This is a genomic window from Paenibacillus sp. FSL R7-0210, assembly GCF_038009085.1.
Classification (GTDB): Bacteria; Bacillota; Bacilli; order Paenibacillales; family Paenibacillaceae; genus Paenibacillus_AQ; species Paenibacillus_AQ silagei.
On the sequence record NZ_JBBPAR010000001.1, the window covers coordinates 3,725,556 to 3,749,770 of the forward strand.

Sequence of the window (24,215 nt, forward strand, 5' to 3'; positions counted from 1 at the left end):
CACAAAGCCGGAATCCACACAATAGATTCCGGCTTTGCAGACTATCATTTACAGAAGAAGTTATTCCTGCCCCGCCGCAAGCAGTTCCTCTACATGCCAAGGAAGCGGGTTGTTGAATGCCGTCCAGTCCTGGTTCATCTCCTCTGCGGTCAGCAGGCAGCGGTCCAGGCGGGCTTCGATATCCTCTCGGTTCATCTGAACTCCGATGAAGACGATCTCATTCAGCCGGTCTCCCCACTGCTCGTCCCACTTCGCCAGCACATCCGGTTCCGCAGCCAGCACCTCCTGCTGCTGCTCCTCCGGCAGGGTAGCCAGCCAATAACCGGCGGGACCGAACTGGATCGACGGCCCTGCCTGGCTGATGGTCGCTGCCAGATCACCGCTGGCTGCCAGCCAGACCAGTCCTTTTGCCCGGACAACCTCAGACGGCCAGTTACTGAAGAAGAAGCTCAGCCGCTGCGGGTGGAACGGTGCTCTCCGGCGGTAGACCAAGGAGGTGATGCCATATTCCTCAGTCTCTGGTGTGTGTTCCTCCTTGGCAAGCTCTGCGATCCAGCCGGACGACTGGCTGGTCTGTTCGAAATCGAATAATCCCGTATTCAGAATCTCGGATAGCTCCACTTGTGCGTTCACCGTACGGATGATCTTCGCGCGCGGCTGAAGTCTGCGCAGAACCGCCTCCAGCTTGTTCAGCTCTGCCTCCTCCACCAGATCGCACTTGTTGAGCAGCAGCACATCACAGGTCTCAATCTGATCGATCAGCAGATCGACGATATCCCGGAAGTCATCTTCGCCCGCCGTCATATTGCGGTCCAGCAGACTGTCGCCCGAGGCGAAATCCTGCCAGAAGCGGTTGGCATCGACCACCGTAACCATCGTGTCCAGCCGGGCCAGCTCCGTTAGATCGATATCCAGCTCCGGGTTCGGGTAAGTGAAGGTCTGGGCCACCGGGACCGGCTCGCTGATCCCGGAGGATTCGATCAGAATGTAATCGAAGCGCCCCTCCGAGGCGAGATGATTCACTTCGCGCAGCAGGTCATCGCGGAGGGTGCAGCAGATGCAGCCATTAGACATCTCCACCAGCTTCTCCTCGGTGCGGGAGAGGCTGCTGCCGGATTTGACCAGATTCGCATCCACATTCACTTCACTCATATCATTGACGATCACGGCCACCTTCAGGCCCTCACGGTTATGCAGAATATGATTAAGCAGTGTAGTCTTACCGGAGCCAAGATATCCGCTTAGCACTGTTACAGGAATTTTATCCATTGTATTCTCCTTGTAGATTATATTTTCAAAAAGGCATTCTGTTCGTAGCGAACCACCAGAGATAAGTGTATTCTGTGCAACTAAAAACAGTGAAACGGAAGGCTTTCCTCTTCTAACTGTATCCTGTACAACTAGATTAGCCCAAATGGGCGAAAACCCAGGTATAGAGGCATTTTAATTGCACGAACTACAGCTAAACAGAGATTCGGCGGCACATCCGGTGATTTAGTTGTACAAACTGCAATCAAGCCTCCCCCTTGCACTCTAATCGGGGCAATGCAAACCCTCAACCAGCGATGAGTTAAAGTGATTTCCGCAGCTTAGCGGGTCTCCCGGTGCAGTGTGACACGCTTCAGGCGCGGGCAATATTTTCTCATCTCCAGGCGTTCCGGTGTCGTTCTTTTATTCTTCGTGGTGGTATAGTTGCGGTCGCCCGTCTCCGTACAGGCCAAAGTAACGATTACTCTCATTTCAATCAAGCTCCCTTCTATTTAATCGTAATTATTACGATTTACACATTCTACACGCTCCCGCCCTCCGCTGTCAACAGCTGTCCAGGAACATTTGGGCTCTCTTAGATTAGTGTTCTTTCCTGAATAAGCTTGACGTATAGATGGAATTACAAGCGGAAGCGGCTTGGCCGCCTTCTTATGGGGACGGTACTATTGGAGCGGGAGAGTGAGCCATGAAGATACCTGTGATTATATTAAGCGGATTTCTGGGGAGCGGAAAGACAACCCTGCTGCTGAGTCTGCTGAAGGAGAGCAAGCGGAGAGGGCTGAACCCGGGCGTAATCATGAATGAGCTGGGCGCAAAAGATGTGGACGGCTATATCCTTCAGGAGAGTACCGGCACAAGTGTGGAAAAGCTGCTGGACGGCTGCATCTGCTGCAGCCGCAAGGAGGAGCTGCCGCGCAGCCTGACCGCCCTGCTGGTACGCCGCCCGGATATCATCTACATCGAGCTTACAGGGGTAGCTGACCCGGACGAGATCGCGAAGTCGCTGCTGGCGCCGGCGCTGGCAGACCGGCTGCAGCTGCACCACGCCATTACGCTGCTGGATGCCGAGAATGCGCTGGAATACAGCAGCCGCTTCTCGTCCGACAAGCAGCTCGTCCGCACCCTGCGTAAGCAGATCACCACCGCTGATCTCATCATCGTCAACAAAAGCGATCTGGTAGAACCGGAGACCCTCTGGAAGATCGAGAAGATGGTCTACAAGCAAAATTCGGAATCCGAGATTGTCTTCACCCACTACAGCCAGATTAATCTCGCCCCGCTGCTGACAGGCATCGCCGCCCTCGGATTTAAGGGCTCTGCTCCCCGGCGCGGCCCCGGCAATATCAGCGGCACCGCCCTCCAGCGCATGAACACGGGCAGCAGCAGCACCGGCAGCGCAACGGCAGTACATGAGCCTGAATCCGGGGCGGACGGCTCTTTCTCCCAAGTGGCAGCAGTGACGTTAACCGTTCCCCCGGCATGGACCGGGAGCCTCCGCCAGGAGGAGCTGGAGCATTTTTTGCGGCAATGGGGCTACAGTCTGCTCCGGGCCAAGGGCCATGTGCGGCTTGCAGGCCGGGATTCCGTGCAGCTGGTGCAGCTTGCAGGTAACCGTATCTCCTGGGAGGCTTCAAGTTACCCGGGCCAGCCTTATATCGTCTGCATTGGCCTGAATCTGGATGAGAAGGCGATCAGCCGCAGCTGGGCGGCGTTATTCAGCTAAGAACCCTGTGTGGGAAGGAGCCGATGAACCCTTGACAACCCTTACGCCGTTTAAAATATTGCCGCTGCTCTTTTCCGCCGCTTTTCTGCTCACAGCGGGCAGTCTGTGGCTGCCCGGACATCTAAGCCTGCTGGACAACGGCTATGTCGACACGTTCAAAACCGCATTCCTCGGCATTCTGCTGGAGGCCTTGCCGTTTGTCCTGTTGGGCGCACTGCTCGCCTCCCTGCTTCGCGTCTTCGTGCCGGACGAGCTGATCTCACGCTGGATTCCACGCCGCGCGGTTCCGGCGATTCTCTTCGGCTGCCTGCTCGGGATCCTCTTCCCCGTCTGTGAATGCGGAATGATTCCGCTGGTCCGCCGCCTCATGCATAAGGGGATGCCGCTCTACGTGGCCATCGTGTTCATTCTGTCCGGCCCGATCCTCAACCCGGTCGTCTACGGGGCCACCCTGACAGCCTTCCGCTCCCATCCGGAGCTGGCCTACACCCGGATGGGACTGGCTTTTGCCGTAGCGGCATGCATTGGTCTGATCATCTACGGGACCGTCCGCAGATCGCCGCTGCGCTTATCCATCCGCCGGGAGGGAAGCGAAGAGCCGCATGGCACACTACGCGGGGGCCGGGCGGCGGCGGTCCTGGTGCATACGTCGGATGAATTTTTTGAGATGGGCAAATTCCTGATCATCGGCTGTCTGCTAACTGCGGGAATCCAGACCTTCATGAATCAGAGCAGCCTGTCCGCCATTGGAGACCGTCCGCTCGGCTCCTACGTGTTCATGATGGGACTGGCCTTCGCACTCTCGCTCTGCTCCACCTCTGACGCCTTCGTTGCGTCCACCTTCCTGCATACCTTCCCGTCCGGGGCGCTGCTCGCCTTCATGGTGCTGGGACCGATGCTCGATTTCAAGAACGCCCTGATGCTGCTCTCGCTGTTCAAAACCAGATTTGCCCTGTACCTGTTCTTCCTAATTGCCGCGGCCGTCTTCACCGGCTCCGTGCTGGCTTCATTCTGGCTGTAGCTGCCCTGAAATTCCGAATATCTGAAGGAGGATCTGCATGAATAGCTCCGGAAGCATCCGGTTTCACTATGTACTCAGGGCGGTTATTCTGCTCGCCTTCGCCCTCTATATCGGACATCTGGTCCAGCAGGACGCCCTCCATTATTATGTTGCTCCTAAGCTGGCCCGCTGGATCCGGTTATGCCCGGTTCCGCTCTCCCTGATGGCGCTCAGCCTCGGGCTCCAGGCTGTGCTTGGCCGAAGCTCCGCCCTCTGTGACTGCGAGCACCGCCTGCCCCGCTCACTCCTGGGCAGCTCCGCGCTGTACAGCCTGTTCCTGCTTCCGCTGCTGCTCGGCTTCCTGCTGCCCGACCGGGCACTCGGCAGTGCCGCAGCGGCCAAGAAGGGCCTTGCCCTGTCTTACACTGCCGTTGAGTCCGGCACCGGTGCTAGCTTCACAGCGGCCACCCCCTATGAGGCCGAATTTGCAGAGCTGGCAGGACAGCTCTACAGGCAGCCCGTCATCCCTGTATTCCCTGAGATTTTCTCAGAAACGCTGGGTGCCCTTAATCTGTACAAATCACAGTTCGAGGGTAAGGAAATCTCTGTATCAGGCTTCCTGTACCGTGAGCCGCAGGGGTCCGGTCGATCCGGCTACGCAGTCAGCCGCTTCCTGGTCCAATGCTGTACAGCAGATGCCACCCCCTTCGGCATTCTTCTTGCACCGGGTACACAAATAAGCCTGTCCGCCGATACCTGGATTGAGGTTCGGGGCAAGCTTCATGTGACGCTCCATGAGGGAGTGGAGACTCTGCAGATCGCTCCGCAGAGTATAATAGCAGTGGCAGCACCGTCCACACCTTATGTGTACACGAACGCCGATGCCGTAGCGGCATGGAAAGAGCTGCAGCCATGACTAGATGACCGCGTCCAGCGCATCGTCATCCTCCAGTGAAGACTCCGGATTCCTGATCTCCACCAGGAGACGGGCCGGAATGCAGATAATCTGCTGCTTCGGCCGGGAGATGAATCCCATGTCCAGCGCAATGGTCAGCGGAGCATCCGAATAGGTCATCTGAATACCATAATCGTATACCTTCAGCGTGTTATGACCATATCGGGTGCGGATATCAATAATCTGCTCTTCCTTGGTCAGCTGTACAGTCTTGTAAGCTTTGCCGTTCACAGTGATTACGGCCTCCAGCTCCCCTTGCTTATACGGATGATTGTGGTTAGAGAACCACTTGTAGCCGTAGATGGAACCGGCGGCCAGCAATACAATAAGAATCAGCAGGAAATCTCCGCGCTTCATCGTTTTCACTCTATTGAACCTTTCGCTTGTCATTATTTATTCGTAATATTTACGATTTATATAATAATAATGCAGACAAGGGAAAGCTGTCAACGTGAATAGCGCTTGCTTTGCTTGCCGGTTATCCGACTTTTCACATTACACAACTATCTGCGGATGCTGCCGGACCATTCCCTCAGCACTCTGTCCAGCTCATCTCCACGGATCGGCTTGGGAATAAAGTCCTGCATTCCTGCCCGGAGGCACATCTCTTTATCTTCCTTACGTGCAAAGGCAGTGGCGGCAATAATCACCGGGGACAGCCCCATCGCCTCGCGGATCTGCCGGGTGGCTTCAATCCCGTCCATGCCCGGCATCTGAATATCCATGAACACCAGATCATAATGCCGGGACCGTACAGCTTCTACCGCCTGCTCCCCGTTCACTGCCAGGTCAGAGGTGTAGCCGCGCTTTTTGAGAAAAGTCTGCAGGATCTGCTGATTCACCGGATGATCCTCCGCGATAAGAATGGACAACGGCCCGTATTGACCCTCGGGATAATCCAGATTGAAGATTCCGCCCTTATACTCCTGAGTGGCAGCAACTCCTGCCAGCTGCGCTTGGCCCGGCTCCTCCACCGAATACATCACGCCGATGGTGAAGTAGAACTCCGAGCCTTCCCCTTCGACGCTGTTCACACCGATCGCGCCATCCAGCAGCTCCACCAGCTTCTTGCTGATCGCCAGACCCAGTCCCGTCCCGCCGTACTTGCGGTTGATCGAAGGGTCCAGCTGGGAAAAGGACTGGAATAACAGGTTCTGGCTGCCCTGCGGAATGCCTATACCGGTATCGGTTACCGAGAACCTCAGAATCAGCGAGCCTGGCTCCCCGGCAGCCTCCAGCTTCACGCAGACGCTGACCTCGCCTTCTTCAGTGAACTTGACCGCATTGCCGACGAGGTTCACCAGCACCTGCCTCAGCCTGGTTTCGTCGGTGATGACAACAGCCGGAAGATCGGGCTCAATATGGCTGCGCAGAACCAGCCCTTTCTCCTGGATACGCGGATAGAATAGCTCACAGACGTTCTGAACGACCTGCCGGATATCGACCGGCTGCAGATCCAGCGTCATCATGCCGGATTCAATTTTGCTGAAATCCAGCACCTCGTTGAGAATATGTACCAGCGCGGCACCGCTTTTATTGATAATTTGGGTGTAATATTGCTGTTCCTCCGTAAGCTCTGTTCCCGACAGGAGATCGGCCATCCCGATAATTCCATTCATCGGCGTACGCAGCTCGTGGCTCATAATCGCCAGGAACTCCGACTTGGCCCGGTCAGCCTTCTCCGCAGATTCCTTGGCACGCTCCACAGCCTTCTCCTCGGTGATATCCCGGAAGACCACCACCGCCCCCTTATGCTCTCCGTTATCATATAATGCCGTCATCCGGTATTTGACCAGGAAGCTGGAGCCATCCTGACGCCAGAAGATCCCTTCCTGCTCCTGCTCATACGAGAGGTTGGTCTTCAGCAGCTCCGCCAGCGTCCGGTGTCCTCCGGGATACAGCTCGCCGTCCATCCAGGTCTGCGCTATCGTATGCAGCTTGATATTGCCGGCCAGCTCACCCGGGTTATATCCGAGCATGACCGACGCAGCGGGGTTGATAAATACAGTCTCCCCCTCCAGATTCATGCCAAAAATCCCCTCAGACACAGAGTTCAGGATCAGCGCATGCTCGTAACTAAGCTTCTCAATCTGCTCCAGATACCGCTTAGGCTCTGTAATATCACTGGTAATGGCGAATACGCCGACCACTTCAGAATCAATCAGCATAGGGACATAAATCACCCCTACCTCCACCCTCTCGCCGTCGTGACGGATCACCCGGGTATCGAAGGTCTGGGCCATGCCTCCGGCTGCCGCCAGAAACCGCATATTCACATGCTCCAGCTCATCCTCTTCAATAATCTCGCAGTAACTGGAATGCATCAGGGTCTCCCTGCTGTATCCTGTCAGCTGCTCCAGACTGGCATTCATCGACTGTATGTACCCCTGCAGATCCATGGCACTGATGGCAGACGGGTTATATTCGAAAAGCGACTTATACCGGTTCTCGCTCTCTCGCAGCTGCTCCTCCATCCGCTGGCGCTCGGTCACATCCTGCACCATACCGCGGATCTGCTGAACCTTACCAGAGGCATCCAGGATCACCTCCCAGTGCGCATAGAGAGACTTACGTTCCTCGCTGCCCTTCACTCTGAAAATCGCCTCGCCCTTAGCCCCGGACTTCAGCGTATAATGCAGCTCTTCACGCAATCTGTCCAGGTCCTCCGGCACTACACAGTCAAACAGCTGAGTATAATGAACCACGGTATGATTTCCGCAATTGCCGCCTAATTCAAAGATAGCCATCAGCTGGCTGGAGACGATCAGCTGCTCATATACAGAATTCCACTCCCAGGAGCCCATTTGTCCTAACTCCTGCGCAGCAGCCAGCATATCTTCAACCTTCTTCCGCTCGGTGATGTCATGGGCAATCGTCAGGATCTGCCGCACTTCGCCTTCACGATTCCGTACCACCTGAAAGGAGCTCTGGGTCCAAAGGTAATGGCCGTCCTTATGCCTGACCCTGCGTGTAAAGGTGTCACTGTCAGAGTAGAGCTTGCCCGGCTCGGTCATTTCCAGCGCATCCGCTTCATGGTAATAATCCGTTTTGTTGCGGCCAATCATGTCTCTTGCCGGGTAGCCGAGCAGCGTTTCTACTGACGGGGAGACGTAGCGCAGCGTTCCATCGGGATCGGCGAATGAAATCATATCCGGGGTGTGCTCCGTAATCAGCTCGAAGAGCTGGTGATCCTCCTCTATCTTCTTCTCCGCCAGCTTGCGTGCGGTAATATCAGTCATCTCCGCAACCAGATGGGAGGGACGATCGGTCTGTTCATCAATGATCAGAAAAAGATGCAGGGCAACCCAGAGCATCTCGCCATTCTTATGTACGAACCGCTTGTCGGTATCTACAGCCATATCGGGGCTGCTTAGTAAATCCTTCATAATCTGCCCGTGATCCAGGGTAGACCCTTCATCCGGAAAAACGATATCCTGGTAACGCAGCTCCTTGAGTTCGGTCTCGGTGTATCCAAACATCCCGCAAAGCGCAGGGTTGGCCATGAGCATAGTACCATCCGTTATGGATACTGCCGCATATCCTATTGAGGACCGCAAGTACAAGTGCTTAAATAGAGTGTCGGACAAAGCTAGAGCCTCCTCTGAGAAAATGGGGGACATAATTTAGTAACATTATACCTTTTTTTCGGAATTTATGCTCCAGACCTAAAGTCCCGCTAATGAGGATACACAGGGTAAGCTTGCCGCTGGAAACGGTGCATATCCACATACAAAAAAACCGCCCTGGTCACTTTCATGACATCAAGGCGGTGGTTATAGGTTAGTCCAGTCTCCTGAATTCGTTACTTGGCCCTTCTGGGAATTCTCACCGTCACGGTCGTACCCTGGCCGATTTCGCTGTGGATCATGATCCCGTACGCCTCGCCAAAATAAATCCGGATTCTCTCCTGGGCGTTGAACAGTCCATACGATTTGGATTGCCTGCTTAATACCGTATCCATTGTCTCCTGAGTCATTCCCGGACCGTTGTCTTCAATGCCGAACACAATTGTATCTTCTTCGAAGCAAGCCCGCAGGCTGATTCTGCCTCGCCCCTCCCGCTTGTTGTCCACGCCGTGCTCAATCGCATTCTCTACAATAGGCTGCATAATCAGCTTGATCATATGGTAGCCCAGCACCTCCGGGTCCACCTCGTACACTACATCGAAGCTGTGGTCATGCATAATCAGCTGCAGATCAATATAAGATTTCGTATTCTCCAGTTCATCATGAACGCTGATGACATCCTGCCCTCTGTTCAGGGTCGTCCGGTAAAATTTGGAGAGGGTTGTGGTGATTTTACTGATGTCATACGCTTTAATGCTTATAGCCTTCCAGTTGATCAGCGACAGGGAGTTATAGAGGAAATGCGGATTGATCTGAGCCTGAAGCGCTTTCAGCTCCGCGTCCTTCTGCACAACCTTGCTGCGGTAGACTTCATTGAACAGCTCATTCAGACTTTGCAGCATATCCTTGAACCGCGAGGTCAGCTCGCCGATCTCGTCATTGGAATCGACCACAATATCCACATGCAGGTCCCCACGGGTCACCCTTTTCATCGTGCGGTTCAGACGGTAGATCCTTCTCACGAATGCATTCGACAACAGCCAGACCGCAGGCACCAGAATCAGCAGGCAAATCCCGACCGTGAGCATGGTGGCGCGGAGAATCGTCTTGGCATCGACACCGATCGAGTTCTTGGGCATATAAAAGACAAGCTTCCAGCCCGTCACGCCCAGCGTCTGGGAGATGACAATGAAATCGCTCGCGCGCTCTTCCGCTGCCTTAGCCGATTCAAAGTACGGCAGCCCGTTGTGATAGTCATACACAGGCTCCCCCGCTCCATTCTCGACCAGGACGCCGTACTCACCGGAGACCACATTGGTCAGACCCGCAAACATATCCTTGCTGTCAAAGCCTAAGTAGATCAGGTTGTCATACTGCGTTCCCGAGCCGCCCACCATCCTACGCACTGCGGACAAGGCCGTACCCTCCTTGATCCAATGCGTCTGGCCGCTGGCCATCGCCGCTTCATACCATGGCTTCCCGGATACGGTGCTAATCGGCAGAATCGTATTTTTCCGTTCCGTGATGTTGTTCCCTGTATACACCGTCAGCTGGCGGATCTCTTCGTTCAGGAACAGAAGCGTATTGAACAGCGGCTCCACGATGGTGTTCAGATCATTGTACATATAGTAATAATTGTCCGAGTAATCATTGTTGAAGACGGACACTACACTGGAGTTAAAGGTGAACGAGTCCAGCGCGGCATTGAGCTTGCTGAACTTATAATCCAGATTGGCGGCGATCTCCGACACATTGTCGGTTAAGGTCAGCCGGGCCTGCTGAACGAGCAGACTCCTGGATTGATCATACGAATACCAGCCAAGCACACTGAGCGGAATAATGATAACGAGTAAATAAGAGACAAACAGCTTATGCTTAATTCTTAAATTCCTGATGAAACGGCCTGGGCGCTCCAGATCTACCCCTCCTGTCTTAAGCCTCTTGTCCTTATAACGTAGCATTGCCCCCGGCAAATAACAATCTGTAAAAGCGGCGGCCCGCCGCATGAGCCCTGCCCCGAAACAACAAAGGGGTGTCCCCAGCCGTTTCCGGCTTACGGGACACCCGCTTACATGCAGTTTACGCTTACTCTTTGACGGCACCGAGCACGATTCCACTGACGAAATACCGCTGCAGAAACGGATAGATCAGCATGATTGGAATCATCGAGACCATCACCTTGGCCGCATTGAGCAGCTGGCTCGACATATTCGACAGACGCTTAATCTCTTCCGGATCGGTGGTGTTCATGATCGAATTCACGCTGATAATCAATTGCTGGATATACGTTTGCAGCGGCCAATTCTCCTTGTGGTTCATCAGGATCATCCCGTCAAAAAACGCATTCCAGTGGCCGACGACCGAGAACAGGGTGACTGTCGCCAGTGAGGGCAGGGAGATGGGGATATAAATCGTCACCAGCGTTCTCCACGCCCCCGCCCCGTCCATCCCGGCAGCCTCCTCCAGCTCCTTCGGAACGCCCTTGAAGAAGTTCATCAGCAGAATCACATTAAATACCGGAACGGCGGTAGGCAGCACAAGCGCCCAGATGGAATCGAGCAGCCCGTACGTATTGATCGTCATATACCACGGGATTAGCCCGCCGTTGAACAGCATACAGAAGATAACGAACCACATATAGATATTTCTGCCCGGAAAATGTTTGTTCGATTTCGATAAAGGATAGGCCATCAGCACCGTAACCAGCAGATTGATGACTCCTCCGAGCAGCACCCTTTTCACAGATACGCCAAAGGAAGTGAAGAAGCTCCGGTCACTGATGACCGACTTATAGGCCTCCAGATTGAAATCAACCGGCCAGAAGAAGACCTGACCCGACATGGCCGCCACCTTACCGCTGAACGAAATAGCCAAGGTATTCAGTACGGGGGCCAAGGAGAGAAAAGCAATCACGGTTAGAATAGAATAAATCACAATATCAACAGTCCGGCTGGTTCCACGGATCACAGCAAATCACCTCTGTCAGAAAATACGGTAGTTGGCAAACCGGGCAGCCAGACCATAGGAAGCGGCAATCAGCACAAAGCTTACGACCGATTTGAGCAGGCCTACCGCTGTTGCCAGTCCATACTGGATTTCAAGCAATCCTGAACGGTATACATAAGTATCAATGATATCCCCCGACTCATAGACAATCGGATTATACAGGTTGAGAATCTGCTCGAAGCCCGCATTCAGCACATTGCCGAGGCTTAAGGTCGCCAGCAGAATCACCGTGGTCATCAGACCCGGAATCGTAATATTGGTTAACCGCTGGAACCGGTTTGCTCCGTCAATGGCGGCTGCTTCATACAGATTGGTGTTAATGGAAGTCAGGGCAGCGATATAGATGATCGTATTGAAGCCGAATTCCTTCCATACATCGCTCGATACGATCACAAAGCGGAACCAGTGATTGCTCTGAAGGAACATAATCGGATCGCCGCCGAACCACTGGATCATCTGATTGATAATGCCGTCCAGACTGAGCAGGTTAATCAGCACCCCTGAGAGAATGACCCAGGACATGAAATGGGGCAGGTACACAATCGTTTGGATGGTACGCTTGAATTTAATATTCGCCACTTCATGGAACAGCAGTGCAAATACAAAGGGAACGGTCAATCCGGCAATGATTTTCATCAGTGCAATGCTCAGGGTGTTTCCGAGAATCAGCCTGCTGTCCGGCAGGCTGAACATATACTCAAAATTCTCCCAGCCCACCCATTCCGAGTGGAAGATGCCCAGCGTAGGCTGAAAGTCCTGAAAGGCAATCACGATTCCGAACATCGGAACTACACTGAATGCTATGAGCAGCAATATGCCGGGGAGCAGCATCAGGTGGTAATTCCAGATAGAAGCTCTGCTTCTCATGGTGACTCAACTGCCTCGGCCACCTCTTTGGTGATTTCTTCCCCTCCGATGCTCTTCCAGGTCTCCACGAACTTGTCGAATTCTTCAAGGGGAGAAGTGCCAGTAATGATTTTCAAAAAGGTCTCGTTTTCGAGTTTTTCCAGATTGGCTCCCTTTTTAAGCATCGCTTCCGTCTTGCCGTAGAACACAGGCTCCACCTTCACAATTTCTTTCGCTCCGGTGATGGAGGCGGCAGTATAGAAGGCCAGTGAATCGGCATAAGCCGGAATATCCTTTTTCGGATTTTCATTATTCTTCAAGACCGCCTTGACTCTCGGCAGGATGCGGGCCGGCAGACCGTCCAGATTCTTATCCTTAATCACCTTCTCATAGATTGGAACATCGCGTGCCAGGGAATCCTGATAATCCAGCTGCACATTAATCGGATAATTGAGCCAGCCTACACCCAAATCCTTGTACAGCTCCTGCGATGCCGGATCAATCAGGCGGATGCCTTCATACTCCACGCTGAGCATTTTCAAGGCAGCTTCGGGGTGCTCTGCCTTCTTGTTCACCACCATGAAGGTTCCTGACGGAGTGGATGGTACGATATTCCGTTTGCCGTCTCCGTCCAGCGGCACAGCCAGCGGCACCCAATCCGCTTCCGGGTTGGCCTTCACTGCATCAGACAACGCCCAGCCTCCGAACCAGGGGGCGAACAGGATACCGGCCCGGCCGCCTGACACCAGCCCGGCATTATCCTCATACTTCCGGGTCAAGAACTCTTTGTCAATCAACCCGTCCGCATACATCTCTCTCAGCTCAGAGAGCGCCTGCTTGGTCTCTGGAGTCGTGGAGCCATAGATGATGTTTCCTCCCTCATCCTTGAACCAATTCTTCGGATAGGCATGATTGGCATTGAAGATCGGATCGAAGGTGAAGAAGCCGCCGTCTGCAACCACACTTTTATCGCCAAGCAGACCAACGGTATCCGCTTTCCCGTTACCGTCAGGGTCCTGCTCCTTGAACGCCTTAATCACAGTCTTAACTTCATCCATGGTACGGGGCGTCTCAAGCTTCAGCTTGTTCAGCCAGTCCTGGCGTATCCACAGGAGCTGATAATTGCCGTCGATGTTGGTATTGGGCAGCGCCATCAGCTTGCCGTCGATTCTTCCGGTGTTCAGCACCCGGTCTCCTGTGTAAGAATTGTAATAATCTTTAATCAACGGCGAGGCATATTGATCGTATAACTCGGTCAGATCGGCCAGCATACCCGCTTTGGCCATTCTCTTAAACTGCTGTTCATCCACCACCAGAATGTCCGGCAGGGAATTGCTCGAGATCGCCAGGGTAACCTTCTGGTTATACGCATCCTGGTCTTCTACCGAGAAATCGTATTTCACCTTTACATTCAGGCGGTCCTCGACATATTTCAGATACTTGTTATTCTCCAGCGTATCTCCTGCCGGCAGGTTATTCCCCGATACGCCCTGTCTCCCCAGAGACACGGTAACGGGTTCTTCATATTTGCTGAAGGGTCCATCGTCCTCCTTGGCGGTGGCGGATGGTTCATTGCCTCCGGCATTCGTGGACTCACTGCCGGCGGGCGCAGCAACCTTCTCCTCCTTTGGACTGCTGCCGCAGGCCGCCAGCACTCCCAGCACCATTACCATGGACAGCAGCAAGGCCATAACACGAATTTTCTTCAATCTCATAGATGCCCCTCCCAAACTTTGTTATAAAACGCTTTCATGCTTACAGTTAAATTGTAAATTAGCCTGGAAGGGAGCGAAATCCCAAATTCTTTGGATACGCGTCAATTAATTTGGAAGTAAAAAGCACCCGCAGGTGCTCTCCAATAATTCGTACTATTATTCGTCCAGTATTTCACGATATTTCTGCGGACTGATGCCGTAATATTTTTTAAAGGTCTGGCAGAAGTAGGAGGAGCTCCAGTAGCCGGCATGTTCAGCGATATCGACGATTTTCATATTGGTGCTGTCCAGTAGATGCCGTGCCCGTTCCAGACGCTGCTGAGTGATGAATTTGATCAGGCTCTGCCCGGTTTCTTTCTTGAATAAATGGCTCAGGTAGCTGGGATTAAGCGATACGCGCCCGGCGATGACCTCCAGACTGATATCTTCCCTGAAATCCTTTTCCACAATCCGGATGACCTGCTGGACAATATGGCGTTTGCTCTCATCGGGAGGGCCGTTGTCCGGTTCTATTTCCGATAGCGCCTGAAGCAGCACTTGCTTCACCCCGAGAATCGAATCGCTTTTGAAGATACGCTCTACCGTTTGCTGGAAATCCGCCTTCTGCCTGCGGGCTGATTGTTCAAACGCATTCCGCACCAGGTCCGAACAGAGATACTTAACATAGATTGCAGAAGATCCGCCGTTCCGGCTCAAGTGGCTGAACAGAAGCTCAATGCTTTTGGCTGCGCCTGCATATTCCCCATGGTTAATGAATTGGTTGATATCCGCCATCAGCGTCTCGGTGCTGACAAGCTCCGGGACACGGCCCGCCAGATCATCTCCGGCAAACAGTACCACCGTATCTTCAAAAAAGAATTTGTAGTCCAGCGTCTGCTCCATCTGCTCATAACACGCCGAAACCTCCTGCCAATCGGAGATCACGGGGCTGTATACGATGCAGCAATACCGGTAAAAGCGTTCCGCGATCCGCTCCGCCAGCGCTTCACTCATCTCCCTGATCCTCTTCTGTCCGCCGCTGCCTGGGCAAGGGACCATAAGCACACTTTGATATTCATTCAGGTTCAGCAGCTCATATTCACCGGCTGTAAGCTGCTCTGCCGCTTGTTCAAATGCCTCGTAGCTGCGGTCAAAGAAACGCTCCTTGAAATCAATCAGCAGCAGAGCGGCCGGCTTCCCTCCGAACGGCAGAGCGGCATCATCCGCGATCACCTGAACCCCGTTCAGCACATCGGTCAGCCACTTCTCCCTTTCATACTCCAGGCCCTTTTGATACCCCTGCATAAGCTCGGCAGTGCGGCGCTGCTGGGTGGCCTTATCCGCGCATTTCTGTATCACGCCTGACATCACCCCGGCGAACTCCTCAATATCAATCGGCTTCAGCAGATAGCTGGAAGCATTGGTATAGAGCGCCCGGCGGGCATAGTCAAATTCCCCGTAAGCACTGTAGATAATAATTTCCAGGGAGGGCTGCGCCAGGCTTGCCTGCTCCGCCAGCTCCAGACCGCCCATGAAGGGCATTTTGATATCTGTGAGCAGGATGTCCACCGGGTTCAGACGAAGATACTCCAGCGCCTTCTCCCCGTTCTCCGCTTCGGCAACCCGCAGCTCGTAGTTCATGTCAGCGATCAGCCCCCGGATGCCGTCCCGTTCAATTTTCTCATCATCCACGATCAATATGGTAAACATAGAGTTCCCTCCTGATGTCTGATAGAATCATAAGCAAACGTTATCATTTCATTGAAGCCTACACCATGAGGAGGTCCCGCCATGCGCCTGGCGTACCGCAAAGCCAATGCACTTTTGAATCAGCATATCTCAAATATCAGTGACGGACAAACCTCATTTCATATTCATTACTGGGGCTTCATGCCGAATCATTATAATAATTCCCTGCACCGCCATTCTTTTTTTGAAGTCTGTTATGTCCAGCAAGGCACCGGCTCTTACCAGGATGACGATGCGCTCTTCCCCCTGGAGCCGGGAACCCTGTTCTGCTCACGTCCGGGCATCTGGCACCAGATCCGCAGTGAGCAGGGGCTGGTCCTGTTCTTCATTGCCTTTGAAATCGACGAAGCCTTAAGCTCTGCGGACGGCCGCAAGCCGTTTCAGGAACTCGCCGCCGGAGGGCAGGCCATAGCCCCGCATGAAGCTGCCGCACTCTCTGCCCGAATCTGGCGGACCCTCTTCAGCCTGGCCGAGAGCGAAGCGGGGGTGTCCAGGCTGCCGATGAATCATCTGGCGCTTGCTCTGCTGCATTCGTTCCCGCAGGCGTTCTCCCCCGAACCCCATCTGCAGGCCGGGGCAATGAAGGAGGACAGCGGGGAACACCGCCATTTGGAACGGGCCAAGCGCTATATCCGCGACAATCTGTCCTCCCCGCTGCACATGGCCCAAGTGGCCCTGGAACTGGATATCTCTCCACGCCATCTGTCGAGGATCTTCCAGGCATGCCTGGGCCAGACTTTCGTCCATTATATTCAGGAACGAAGAATCCAACAAGCCAAGGATTTGCTGCTGCACACCGACTACCCTATCAAAGATATCGCCGAGCGCTGCGGCTTCGAGTCTGTGCACTATTTCACCCGCGTATTCACCAAGCAGCTTGGTGTCTCCCCCGCCCGGTTCCGCAGAGCGCAGTTTGCAGACGGAAGACAGAACCTGAGCTAATCAACGCCAAATGTCCGGATTGTACAAAAAATTAGACGCCGTATTCAAAGATAATTCCGCAAGGACTCCTTACAATGGTTGTAAACCCTTAGAAGGAGTGAGTTCCCCATGTTTGTTAAACGACCAGTCAACCTTGTACGCAGCCCCATTCCTGTTCCGCAGGACGACATCCCCTTGGCTGCTCCTCCCGCAGTGCTCCGGGAAGGCTATTCAGCGATTGCCGCTTCCCTGCTTCAGCTCGCCAGTGAGAAGGGAAGCGGCAATCTGTATGTTGCTTTTGACGGAACCCACGGCGCCCCGTTTCAAACCGTTCTGCAGCGGGCAGTGGATGCGCTTGAGCAAGCGGGTCATTCAGTGTCCCTCATCAGCTCGGGCAGCTATCTCAAGTCAGGCGAAGAGCTGCGGGAGTTTTTTGCCGCCAATATTACGGATAACCGCGCCTTCGGCTATTTCACTGACGGAAGTATAGAGGATTATTTCCGGGACGGGGCCAGGGAAGAAGCCGCCCGCAGGCTGGATGAGGCAGAGCCGGGTGCGGATTCGGCTGCATTCTGTATCGTTTTTGGCCCGGGGGCTTACTGGCTTGGAGAGGGGCGGTTCGATCTTTCCTTCTATCTGGATGTCTCGCGTGAATACCAGCAGGCCGGCCACCGGCAGGAGCTGCTGAGTTTCGGCCTTAACTGGAACCGGGATGCCGTGGAGAAATATAAAATCGCCCTGTTCGTGGAATGGCCTATTCTCGAAACCTACCGCAAACAAATCCTGGATCAAATGGATTACTATATCGACCTGAATCAGCCGAAGCAGCCAGTCATGACTGCCGTGCCGTCCCTGCGCCGGATGATCTCGGATATTGCCGGGTCACCGCTGCGGGTGAAGCCTTTTTATGCACCGGGGGTATGGGGCGGACAATTCCTCAAACAGCTGGCTGATCTGCCGGAGGATTGGGTGAACTGCGCCTGGAGCTTCGAGCCGATCGCCCCTGAGAATTCCATACTTGTAGGGTATGAAGGCAAAGAGATGGAGATTCCGTTTCTGCTGGTCATGCAGCAGGAGCATCCAGCGATTCTGGGGGAACGTCTGACGGGCTTATTCGGAGATTATTTCCCGATCCGCTTCAACTATCTGGACACGATGGACGGAGACAATCTGTCCTGCCAAGTCCACCCCACCCAGGACTATATCCGCAGCCGGTTCAATGAATTCATGGCCCAGCAGGAATCCTATTACATCATGGAGCAGCAGGGGGATTCCGGGGTCTATCTGGGACTGACTGAAGACTGCCTACCTGAGCAGTTCCGCCATGAGGTGCAGAAGGCTCAGGAGACGGGCATCCCGCTGCCGCTGACCGATTATGTCAACCGTTATGAGTCCCGGAAGGGCGAGCTGTTCCTGATTCCGCCCGGAACCGTCCATTCCGCAGGCAAAGACAATCTGGTGCTGGAAATCTCCTCTACCACCTGGTGGTTCACCTTCAAAATCTATGATTTTCTGCGCAAGGACCTGGACGGCAAACCCCGGCCGATCAATATCGACTTCGCCTTCGACAATATTGACTTCACGCAGAAGACCGCCCGGGTTGAAGAGCAGCTCATGCCTTCGCCAGTGCTTCTGCAGCAGCAAGGGGAGAATGAAGAGTATGTGCTGGGACAGCGCAGTGATCTGCTGTTCTATGTCCACCGTGTTCATCTGAAGGATACCTGGAAAGACGATACGCGCGGCGAAATGACCATGTATAACCTCGTTGAAGGAGAGTCTGTGCGGATTGTGTCTGCTGCGGACGAGGCGGTATTTGTGGAGCTGCATTATGCGGAATCGTATATTCTCCCGGCTGTACTAGGGGAATACACCATCGTCAATACCGGTTCCGGCCCCTGCAAGCTGATCAAGGCCGGTGTCTCCGCAGCATGGGATGTGAGTCTCCTTGAGCCGTGATATCGTACTTGCGCTGGATGTGGGCGGAACCTTTATTAAGACCTGCGTGCTGGAGGACGGCCTTCCGCTGCAAGGCAGTGACATGGAATTCCCCGCCCTGGCTGACCTGGACCGGGAAACGATCCTTGACCATTTCATGTCTATCTTTCAGGCCCAGTACAACCTGTATCAGCATAGGTACCGGGACGCTGTAACGGACTGCCGCTATCATATCGGGATGGCTTTTCCCGGCCCGTTCGATTACAGGCAGGGCGTCTGTCTGATCCGGGGGCTTGGCAAATTCGAGGCGATCTACGGGCTGAATCTGGGCCAAGCCTTACGCGCACGCTGGCACGCTGGCAGCTCCCGGGAGGCCGGCACGCTGCCGGACATGGATATCCGCTTCGAGAATGACGCCCGCCTGTTTGCGCTGGGAGTCAGCGCCGAATTCCCGCGTAAGCGGTTCATGGCCTTGACGCTAGGAACCGGCCTCGGTTCCGCCTTCATCGACAACTCCCGGATCATGGAATCAGGGCCGGGCATCCCGCCGAACGGCTGGCTGTATGACCAGCCTTATCTTGACGGCAGGGCGGATGATTGGTTCTCCAGGAGAGGCATCCTGAAGCTGGCCCGTGAAGCGGGGATTGGGGAGGCTGGGCTTCCGGGAGCGAACATGGATGTGAAGGAGCTTGCCCATGAAGCCAGAGAGGGGAATGCTGCCGCGCGCGGGGTATTCGCCGAATTCGGAGCCCGGCTCGGGGAGCTGCTCCAGCCTTACGTGGACGGTTACCGGCCGGACTTCATCATGCTGGGCGGGCAAATCTCCCGAAGCCATGACCTATTCGGGCCTGCCTTGCTGAACCGCTTGCACAGGTCTTCCTCCCCCGCCTTGACGGTCCGCACGGCGGAGCATGTACTCGCCTATACCTTCCGGGGCATTGCCCGGATGTTCAGTGAGGGATAGGCGGGGCATCGTCATTGCTTCGTCATGAGCTTCGCGGCGAGCTTCGCCGCAAGCTTGACCATGTGCTTTTGCCGTGTGCTTCGCGGCTAGCTTCGCCATGCGCTTCGTCGTTGCACCCGTCCAGCTTAGGATCACAAGTGGAAATACGTATCTTAAATTGACCATTTCCGAGGGATGGACGGAAGCAAGTGGATAAACTACATCTGCTATTGTGCGTTTTCGCTGCTTGGGGTGAAATCGGAGAATTTAAGTGCTGTTTATACAACTGTTGCCGCCGCAGGGTCCCATCGTCCCTCAGCAAGTGTACAAAATCCAACTATTTCCGGTATCGTGCCAGCGAGAAATAGTTGGATCATGGTGAGGGCACTACCCTACGGAGATCCTTCCCTGAACCTGGCCGGAGTGACTCCATGGTAATTACGAAAGGTCTGGATAAAATAGGTCGAGCTTCTGTAGCCCAGCTTCTTATAGATATCGACGATCTTCATATTCGTTGTATTCAGCAGCTCAACGGCTTTGTCCATTCTCACCTGCGTAATGTACCGGATGAGACTTTGGCCTGTCTCCTTTTTGAATAAATAACTTAGGTAACTGGGGGTCAAATAGACCCTCTCTGCGATGCCCTCCAAAGAGAGATCCTGATCATATTCCTTGTCGATTACATCTGTAATGGTCCGGATCAGCTTGAGATTGGCGGCCCTCTTGGGGCTGGCTCCGCTACCGGTTTCCAGGAGGGACAGGATCGCAAACATATGATCCTTCAGATCCTGAAGAGATACGGTCTTATGAATTTGGTCCAAGTAATGATTCATTTCCGCAGGCTCATGGTTTTTCTCTCTCGTCACCACCTTTTTCATAATTTCCGAACAGATGAACTTGGTGTACAGGGATGAGAATTGCCCTTTGGTTCTCAGGTAGGTGAACAGCAGCTCTATACTGTATTTCGCACCGGTAAAATCGTTATACTCCAGACACTGGTAGACCTTATCCAGAATCGGATTCAATTCGATCTCGTCAAAGCCCGCTTGCTCAAAGGGTTCATCGGCAAATAGAAGGGTATACTCATCCATGAAAAATTTGAATTCCAGCATCTGCTCCATCTCGGTATAGGCATCATATAGCTGTTCCGGCTGATTCACCGCTCTCCCGATCACCAGACCCACTTTCAGCTCCAGGCTCCCGGCGGCGGCGCGGATAATCTGATCTCCAAGCAGCCTCAGCGTCTCTTTGGGGATGGGACGGGGGTGCTTGATGAACAGCATGCTTTGATGCTCGCTCAAGTTCACATAATCGAAGGCGTAGCTGAGGTTATCGTGTAACAGCCTAATGAATTCATCATTGTGAATATCAAAAAACTTCCGGCGGCAGTCCACCAGAATCATATGCAGCCAATGCTTGTGCTGGACATATTCCAGCAGTTCCGGGGACATCCAGGCCTCTGTATTGATTTTCACCCCGTTTAGGGAGTCCAGCAGCATTTTTTCCTTCTCGTACAGAAGTCCCCGGTTATAACCCTCCACCAGTTGTTCGTTCCGCATTTTCTCGGCCGCTTTGTCTTCACAGGCCTGGACCGCCTCGCTCACCACACTGAGAAACTCCGGGATATGAACCGGCTTCAGCAAATAATTCGATATGTTGGTCCGCAAGGCTCTTCTTGCATATTCAAACTCATGGTAAGCGCTGAAGATGATCATTTCAATATCCAGGCCCAGGCTGCTGACCTTCTCAGACAATTCCAGCCCGTCCATAAAGGGCATCTTGATATCCGTAATCAGAATATCGATCTTGTGCTTCCCGAGGATCTCCAGCGCAATCTCTCCATTCGCCGCAAGGAGTGTCTCCAGCTCCAGATGGTGCTCCTGTATCAATTGCTGAATGCCCTCTCTCTCTATGCGTTCGTCATCCACAATCAGAATACGGTACACAGCGCACGCCTCCCTTTTTTAACAAGTGGAAACAGCTATGCCGTCCTATTAGGGACGGCACCGTTTCAGCCAGAAATAGAAGGATAAGTTATGGTGTGAAACATATAATTTCTTATATTCCAAAAAAAGGGCTTCTCTATAAAAGATTCAGCCCTTCTTTTGCCCGCCGGAATTTATGTGGTTCTGAATGCAACCGTGCCTGCATTGGCACTGTGGCACAACTGAATAGCTTGTTCTGCCGTATCCGCTTCGCTTCCCCATTGCAGCATATACCGGAATTCGTAGAATCCCCCGAGGGTCGCCTTGAAGTTCGTCTCCCAGTAATTGGTCAGCACCCAGGCGTATAACGAGGTATGGCCGTTCTCTTCCTGTTGGCCCTGCACGAGTCTTGGGCCGTATTCCAAAGGCCCGGTCTGCATCAGCGGCGTATCCGGGGCCGCAATGGACAGCCCGCCTTGAGGGGATATAACCGCAAGCCCTTCCTGAATACAATAGAAATCCGTACAGGTGCCCGGGATCTGATCTACTCCGGGCCTTAGGACAGCCCCGGCCTTCTCGAACCACAGCTCACTGCTGCCGCCTGCACTAAAGGGGAGGGCGACGTACACATTCTCCGGGTCCCACACACTATCCTTGTGGATGCGGACAGAGATATCAACTCTCTTCCGGTCCTTGAACACCTTCAGGAATAACGAATAGTGGCTCATCCCTTGAACCTGATATTTCAATTCAATGATGCCATACACCGGGCCATTCGTTATTTCCTTCACGCCTGAGAGGAGCCCCTCCGACCGCTGAACATTCATGCCTTTGCGGTTCCTGCCCATGATTCTACGCACGGTCATCTGGTCGTCACCGCCGCCGGGGGTCACTTCATACACCGGAGTGAAGGCTCCGTGAGCCTGACGGGGATCAATGAATTCCCGGCCGGTTTGCTTATCGATCCAGGAGACGATGCCTTCTCCGGCTCTCCACGCAATACGTACGTAAGGCGATTCAATATGATTCTCCGTGATGAACAGCCGGGGGGTCTCCTCCTGCACAGGAGGGAAGATATCCCGGATATCATGAATCCGGTCGGCTCCCCGCAAGCGGGTGCTGCTCGTCGTCACCGGGACGGTCTTCGAGGCTTCCCGGATACGGAACCGCTTCTCTTCCTTTGCGCCCAGCTTGACCATGACCGCAATCTGGTATCCTCTGCTTACCTTCTCCTGCTGATGGTGGACCACTTCTCCACTCTGCTCATCGACCACCTCGAGCCCCTGCCGGAAATAATCCGCTTCCCACTGCTCCTCGAGATAGAAATGAGCCAGATCCTCAACGGGGTAATCGAAGGAATTGATTACTTTATAGGTGAATGCCCGGTCAGCCCGCAGCAGCACATCGCCCCGCGCCTTCAGTACCGCATCCAGCGAGGCATGAACCAGTCTGCTGGCATTGGCGGCATACGCCTCTTTGCGGACGGCCAGCTCCTGCACCATGATGTGCCAGGGCTCCGAGATGGAGGAGTGATATCCCCAGGTATGCTCGGCATACATCATTAACTGCTGCTCTGCATGGGCAATATCGCTTGCCGCCGCCAGCTTGCGCTCCGGGTCCAGCCGCTTGACGACGTCCAGGGTCCGCTGGGCATTCCTGAAGATCTGGGTGTGCATCGCGGTTGATGCCACGCCATCGGACCACCAGTCCGGCCAGTCCCCGCTATAGACAGGAATCTCGGCCTCCTGCTGCCGCAACAGGTCGAAGTACCGGTTAAGCGTTGTCATTTCAAGCTCAACACGGTCCCCGTGCTTCTCATTCCATTCCTTGATGAAGGTTATGATTCCGGGGTTCGGCGCCGAGTTATCCCGCAGCAGCCCCATGACATTCACCAATACAAAATCGTAGGGATACTGCTCCTTCTCCAGCTGATCCAGATAGCGGGCAATCCGGGTCTCGGCCAGCTTCCAGTGATCTTTAGAGATCCCCCATACCGGGTCTTCGTCTTTGATGGTATAAGACAATGCCCCATCCGGATTGATCCCCAGATCATTCCCCATCATGTAATGCTCGCCGCTCCATACCAGCAGGCGGTTGCCTTTGGGTGTCTCCCAATAAAAGGGGAATTGCTTGCGCCCGATGGCAAACATCCCGTGATGCGTGTGGATACTGGACAGCAAATTCTCGACTCCTGCATCTGCCAGAGCCTGTGCATAACCCCAGCTGTATCCGTTAATATCCGCGGTCATGGCCGACTTCACCTGAAGCCCCAGCGGCCGGGCGAATTGCCCTGCCCGTGCAAGCATACTGCCCAGCAGCTCGAAATTAATCAGCTCCGTCATATTCAAGTAGGTGCCCGACAGCTCAATATCCCCGCGTCTGAGCGCGGCTGCAAATTGTTCCTTTTCCTGTTCCGTGGCTTCCTCCAGAAACTTCTCCACGGCCCAGAAGGTTTCGCAGGTCCATTTAAAGCCCGCCCATTCCTTACGGTCTTCCGTCTGAGCCGCCTCGCAGATCGCAATGGCCTGCCTGATAAAGTCCACGTGATATTGCTCGATCTTCTCTTGCCGCTCGGTGTAGCCAATATCCGTATGAGAATGATGAATCACATAAATCGTCCATTTCTTCTTGTTGTTCATGTTTGATTCTCCAATCAATATGGCATTTTATTTTTTACATTTTT

17 protein-coding genes are annotated in these 24,215 nt (G+C 53.9%); 6 read left to right on the forward strand and 11 right to left on the reverse strand.

The window, feature by feature from the left end; genetic code table 11:
* Positions 1–60: 60 nt before the first annotated feature.
* Together MKY64_RS16120 and rpmG are read right to left on the reverse strand one after the other, a co-directional pair.
* Positions 61–1,269 (reverse strand): GTP-binding protein, encoded by a 1,209-nt coding sequence (locus MKY64_RS16120; protein WP_340954229.1) that lies wholly within the window; start codon positions 1,267–1,269, stop codon positions 61–63.
* Between the two features lie 320 nt (positions 1,270–1,589).
* A complete protein-coding gene (rpmG, locus tag MKY64_RS16125) occupies positions 1,590–1,739 on the reverse strand; it encodes a 50S ribosomal protein L33 (protein WP_036725285.1) in 150 nt (49 codons plus the stop codon).
* 215 nt (positions 1,740–1,954) lie between these two features.
* Between rpmG and MKY64_RS16130 the strand changes: the two genes are divergently transcribed.
* From MKY64_RS16130 to MKY64_RS16140, 3 genes are read left to right on the forward strand one after another with little or no spacing between them, the layout of a single operon-like run.
* The gene (locus MKY64_RS16130) at positions 1,955–2,992 is read left to right on the forward strand and encodes a CobW family GTP-binding protein (protein ID WP_339313563.1); all 1,038 of its coding nucleotides are present in this window, start codon (positions 1,955–1,957) and stop codon (positions 2,990–2,992) included.
* A gap of 31 nt (positions 2,993–3,023) precedes the next feature.
* The gene (locus MKY64_RS16135) at positions 3,024–4,013 is read left to right on the forward strand and encodes a permease (RefSeq protein ID WP_339313562.1); all 990 of its coding nucleotides are present in this window, start codon (positions 3,024–3,026) and stop codon (positions 4,011–4,013) included.
* 37 nt (positions 4,014–4,050) lie between these two features.
* Complete coding sequence (locus MKY64_RS16140; protein WP_340954235.1) at positions 4,051–4,908, forward strand: TIGR03943 family putative permease subunit; 858 nt, start codon at positions 4,051–4,053, stop codon at positions 4,906–4,908.
* Here MKY64_RS16140 and MKY64_RS16145 read toward each other — a convergent pair whose 3' ends face one another.
* From MKY64_RS16145 to MKY64_RS16175, 7 genes are all read right to left on the reverse strand, one after another.
* Positions 4,909–5,304, reverse strand: a complete 396-nt coding sequence (locus tag MKY64_RS16145) for a NusG domain II-containing protein (RefSeq protein ID WP_339314833.1) — start codon at positions 5,302–5,304, stop codon at positions 4,909–4,911.
* Positions 5,305–5,450: 146 nt separating this feature from the next.
* Positions 5,451–8,567 carry a PAS domain S-box protein gene (locus tag MKY64_RS16150; protein WP_340954238.1) on the reverse strand — a complete coding sequence of 1,039 codons (3,117 nt, stop codon included), beginning with the start codon at positions 8,565–8,567 and terminating at the stop codon, positions 5,451–5,453.
* A 182-nt stretch (positions 8,568–8,749) separates the two neighbouring features.
* On the reverse strand, positions 8,750–10,474 hold the full coding sequence (locus MKY64_RS16155; RefSeq protein ID WP_340954241.1) for a sensor histidine kinase: 1,725 nt from the start codon (positions 10,472–10,474) through the stop codon (positions 8,750–8,752).
* A gap of 124 nt (positions 10,475–10,598) precedes the next feature.
* Positions 10,599–11,480, reverse strand: coding sequence for a carbohydrate ABC transporter permease (locus tag MKY64_RS16160; RefSeq protein WP_340954245.1), 882 nt, complete (start codon positions 11,478–11,480; stop codon positions 10,599–10,601).
* A gap of 15 nt (positions 11,481–11,495) precedes the next feature.
* Entirely contained in the window at positions 11,496–12,386 is an 891-nt protein-coding gene (locus MKY64_RS16165; protein WP_036725300.1) for an ABC transporter permease, read from the reverse strand.
* Positions 12,383–14,080: an extracellular solute-binding protein gene (locus tag MKY64_RS16170; RefSeq protein WP_340954249.1), complete on the reverse strand. Its 1,698-nt coding sequence runs from the start codon at positions 14,078–14,080 to the stop codon at positions 12,383–12,385. The genes MKY64_RS16165 and MKY64_RS16170 overlap by 4 nt, the downstream gene beginning before the upstream one ends.
* A gap of 156 nt (positions 14,081–14,236) precedes the next feature.
* Positions 14,237–15,769 (reverse strand): response regulator, encoded by a 1,533-nt coding sequence (locus MKY64_RS16175; RefSeq protein WP_339313552.1) that lies wholly within the window; start codon positions 15,767–15,769, stop codon positions 14,237–14,239.
* Positions 15,770–15,850: 81 nt separating this feature from the next.
* Between MKY64_RS16175 and MKY64_RS16180 the strand changes: the two genes are divergently transcribed.
* The 3 genes from MKY64_RS16180 (at position 15,851) to MKY64_RS16190 (ending at position 19,628) form a co-directional block, all read left to right on the forward strand.
* Positions 15,851–16,750, forward strand: a complete 900-nt coding sequence (locus MKY64_RS16180) for an AraC family transcriptional regulator (RefSeq protein WP_339313550.1) — start codon at positions 15,851–15,853, stop codon at positions 16,748–16,750.
* 108 nt (positions 16,751–16,858) lie between these two features.
* A complete protein-coding gene (locus MKY64_RS16185) occupies positions 16,859–18,685 on the forward strand; it encodes a class I mannose-6-phosphate isomerase (protein WP_340954253.1) in 1,827 nt (608 codons plus the stop codon).
* Positions 18,675–19,628: an ROK family protein gene (locus tag MKY64_RS16190; RefSeq protein ID WP_340954255.1), complete on the forward strand. Its 954-nt coding sequence runs from the start codon at positions 18,675–18,677 to the stop codon at positions 19,626–19,628. Before MKY64_RS16185 ends, MKY64_RS16190 begins: the two co-directional genes overlap by 11 nt.
* A 371-nt stretch (positions 19,629–19,999) precedes the next feature.
* On the opposite strand, the gene MKY64_RS16195 is transcribed toward MKY64_RS16190, so the two are convergent.
* Both MKY64_RS16195 and MKY64_RS16200 read right to left on the reverse strand, forming a co-directional pair.
* Positions 20,000–21,553: a response regulator transcription factor gene (locus tag MKY64_RS16195; protein ID WP_340954257.1), complete on the reverse strand. Its 1,554-nt coding sequence runs from the start codon at positions 21,551–21,553 to the stop codon at positions 20,000–20,002.
* Positions 21,554–21,726: 173 nt separating this feature from the next.
* Positions 21,727–24,171, reverse strand: coding sequence for a glycoside hydrolase family 38 N-terminal domain-containing protein (locus MKY64_RS16200; RefSeq protein ID WP_340954259.1), 2,445 nt, complete (start codon positions 24,169–24,171; stop codon positions 21,727–21,729).
* Positions 24,172–24,215 lie beyond the last annotated feature (44 nt).

Coding starts and splice junctions, on each gene's coding strand:
- rpmG (WP_036725285.1), bottom strand. CDS start 1,739: ATGAGAGTAATCGTTACTTTGGCCTGTACGGAGACGGGCGACCGCAAC.
- MKY64_RS16185 (WP_340954253.1), top strand. CDS start 16,859: ATGTTTGTTAAACGACCAGTCAACCTTGTACGCAGCCCCATTCCTGTT.
- MKY64_RS16180 (WP_339313550.1), top strand. CDS start 15,851: ATGCGCCTGGCGTACCGCAAAGCCAATGCACTTTTGAATCAGCATATC.
- MKY64_RS16150 (WP_340954238.1), bottom strand. CDS start 8,567: ATGTCCCCCATTTTCTCAGAGGAGGCTCTAGCTTTGTCCGACACTCTA.
- MKY64_RS16140 (WP_340954235.1), top strand. CDS start 4,051: ATGAATAGCTCCGGAAGCATCCGGTTTCACTATGTACTCAGGGCGGTT.
- MKY64_RS16175 (WP_339313552.1), bottom strand. CDS start 15,769: ATGTTTACCATATTGATCGTGGATGATGAGAAAATTGAACGGGACGGC.
- MKY64_RS16145 (WP_339314833.1), bottom strand. CDS start 5,304: ATGAAGCGCGGAGATTTCCTGCTGATTCTTATTGTATTGCTGGCCGCC.
- MKY64_RS16120 (WP_340954229.1), bottom strand. CDS start 1,269: ATGGATAAAATTCCTGTAACAGTGCTAAGCGGATATCTTGGCTCCGGT.
- MKY64_RS16130 (WP_339313563.1), top strand. CDS start 1,955: ATGAAGATACCTGTGATTATATTAAGCGGATTTCTGGGGAGCGGAAAG.
- MKY64_RS16200 (WP_340954259.1), bottom strand. CDS start 24,171: ATGAACAACAAGAAGAAATGGACGATTTATGTGATTCATCATTCTCAT.
- MKY64_RS16170 (WP_340954249.1), bottom strand. CDS start 14,080: ATGAGATTGAAGAAAATTCGTGTTATGGCCTTGCTGCTGTCCATGGTA.
- MKY64_RS16165 (WP_036725300.1), bottom strand. CDS start 12,386: ATGAGAAGCAGAGCTTCTATCTGGAATTACCACCTGATGCTGCTCCCC.
- MKY64_RS16155 (WP_340954241.1), bottom strand. CDS start 10,474: ATGCTACGTTATAAGGACAAGAGGCTTAAGACAGGAGGGGTAGATCTG.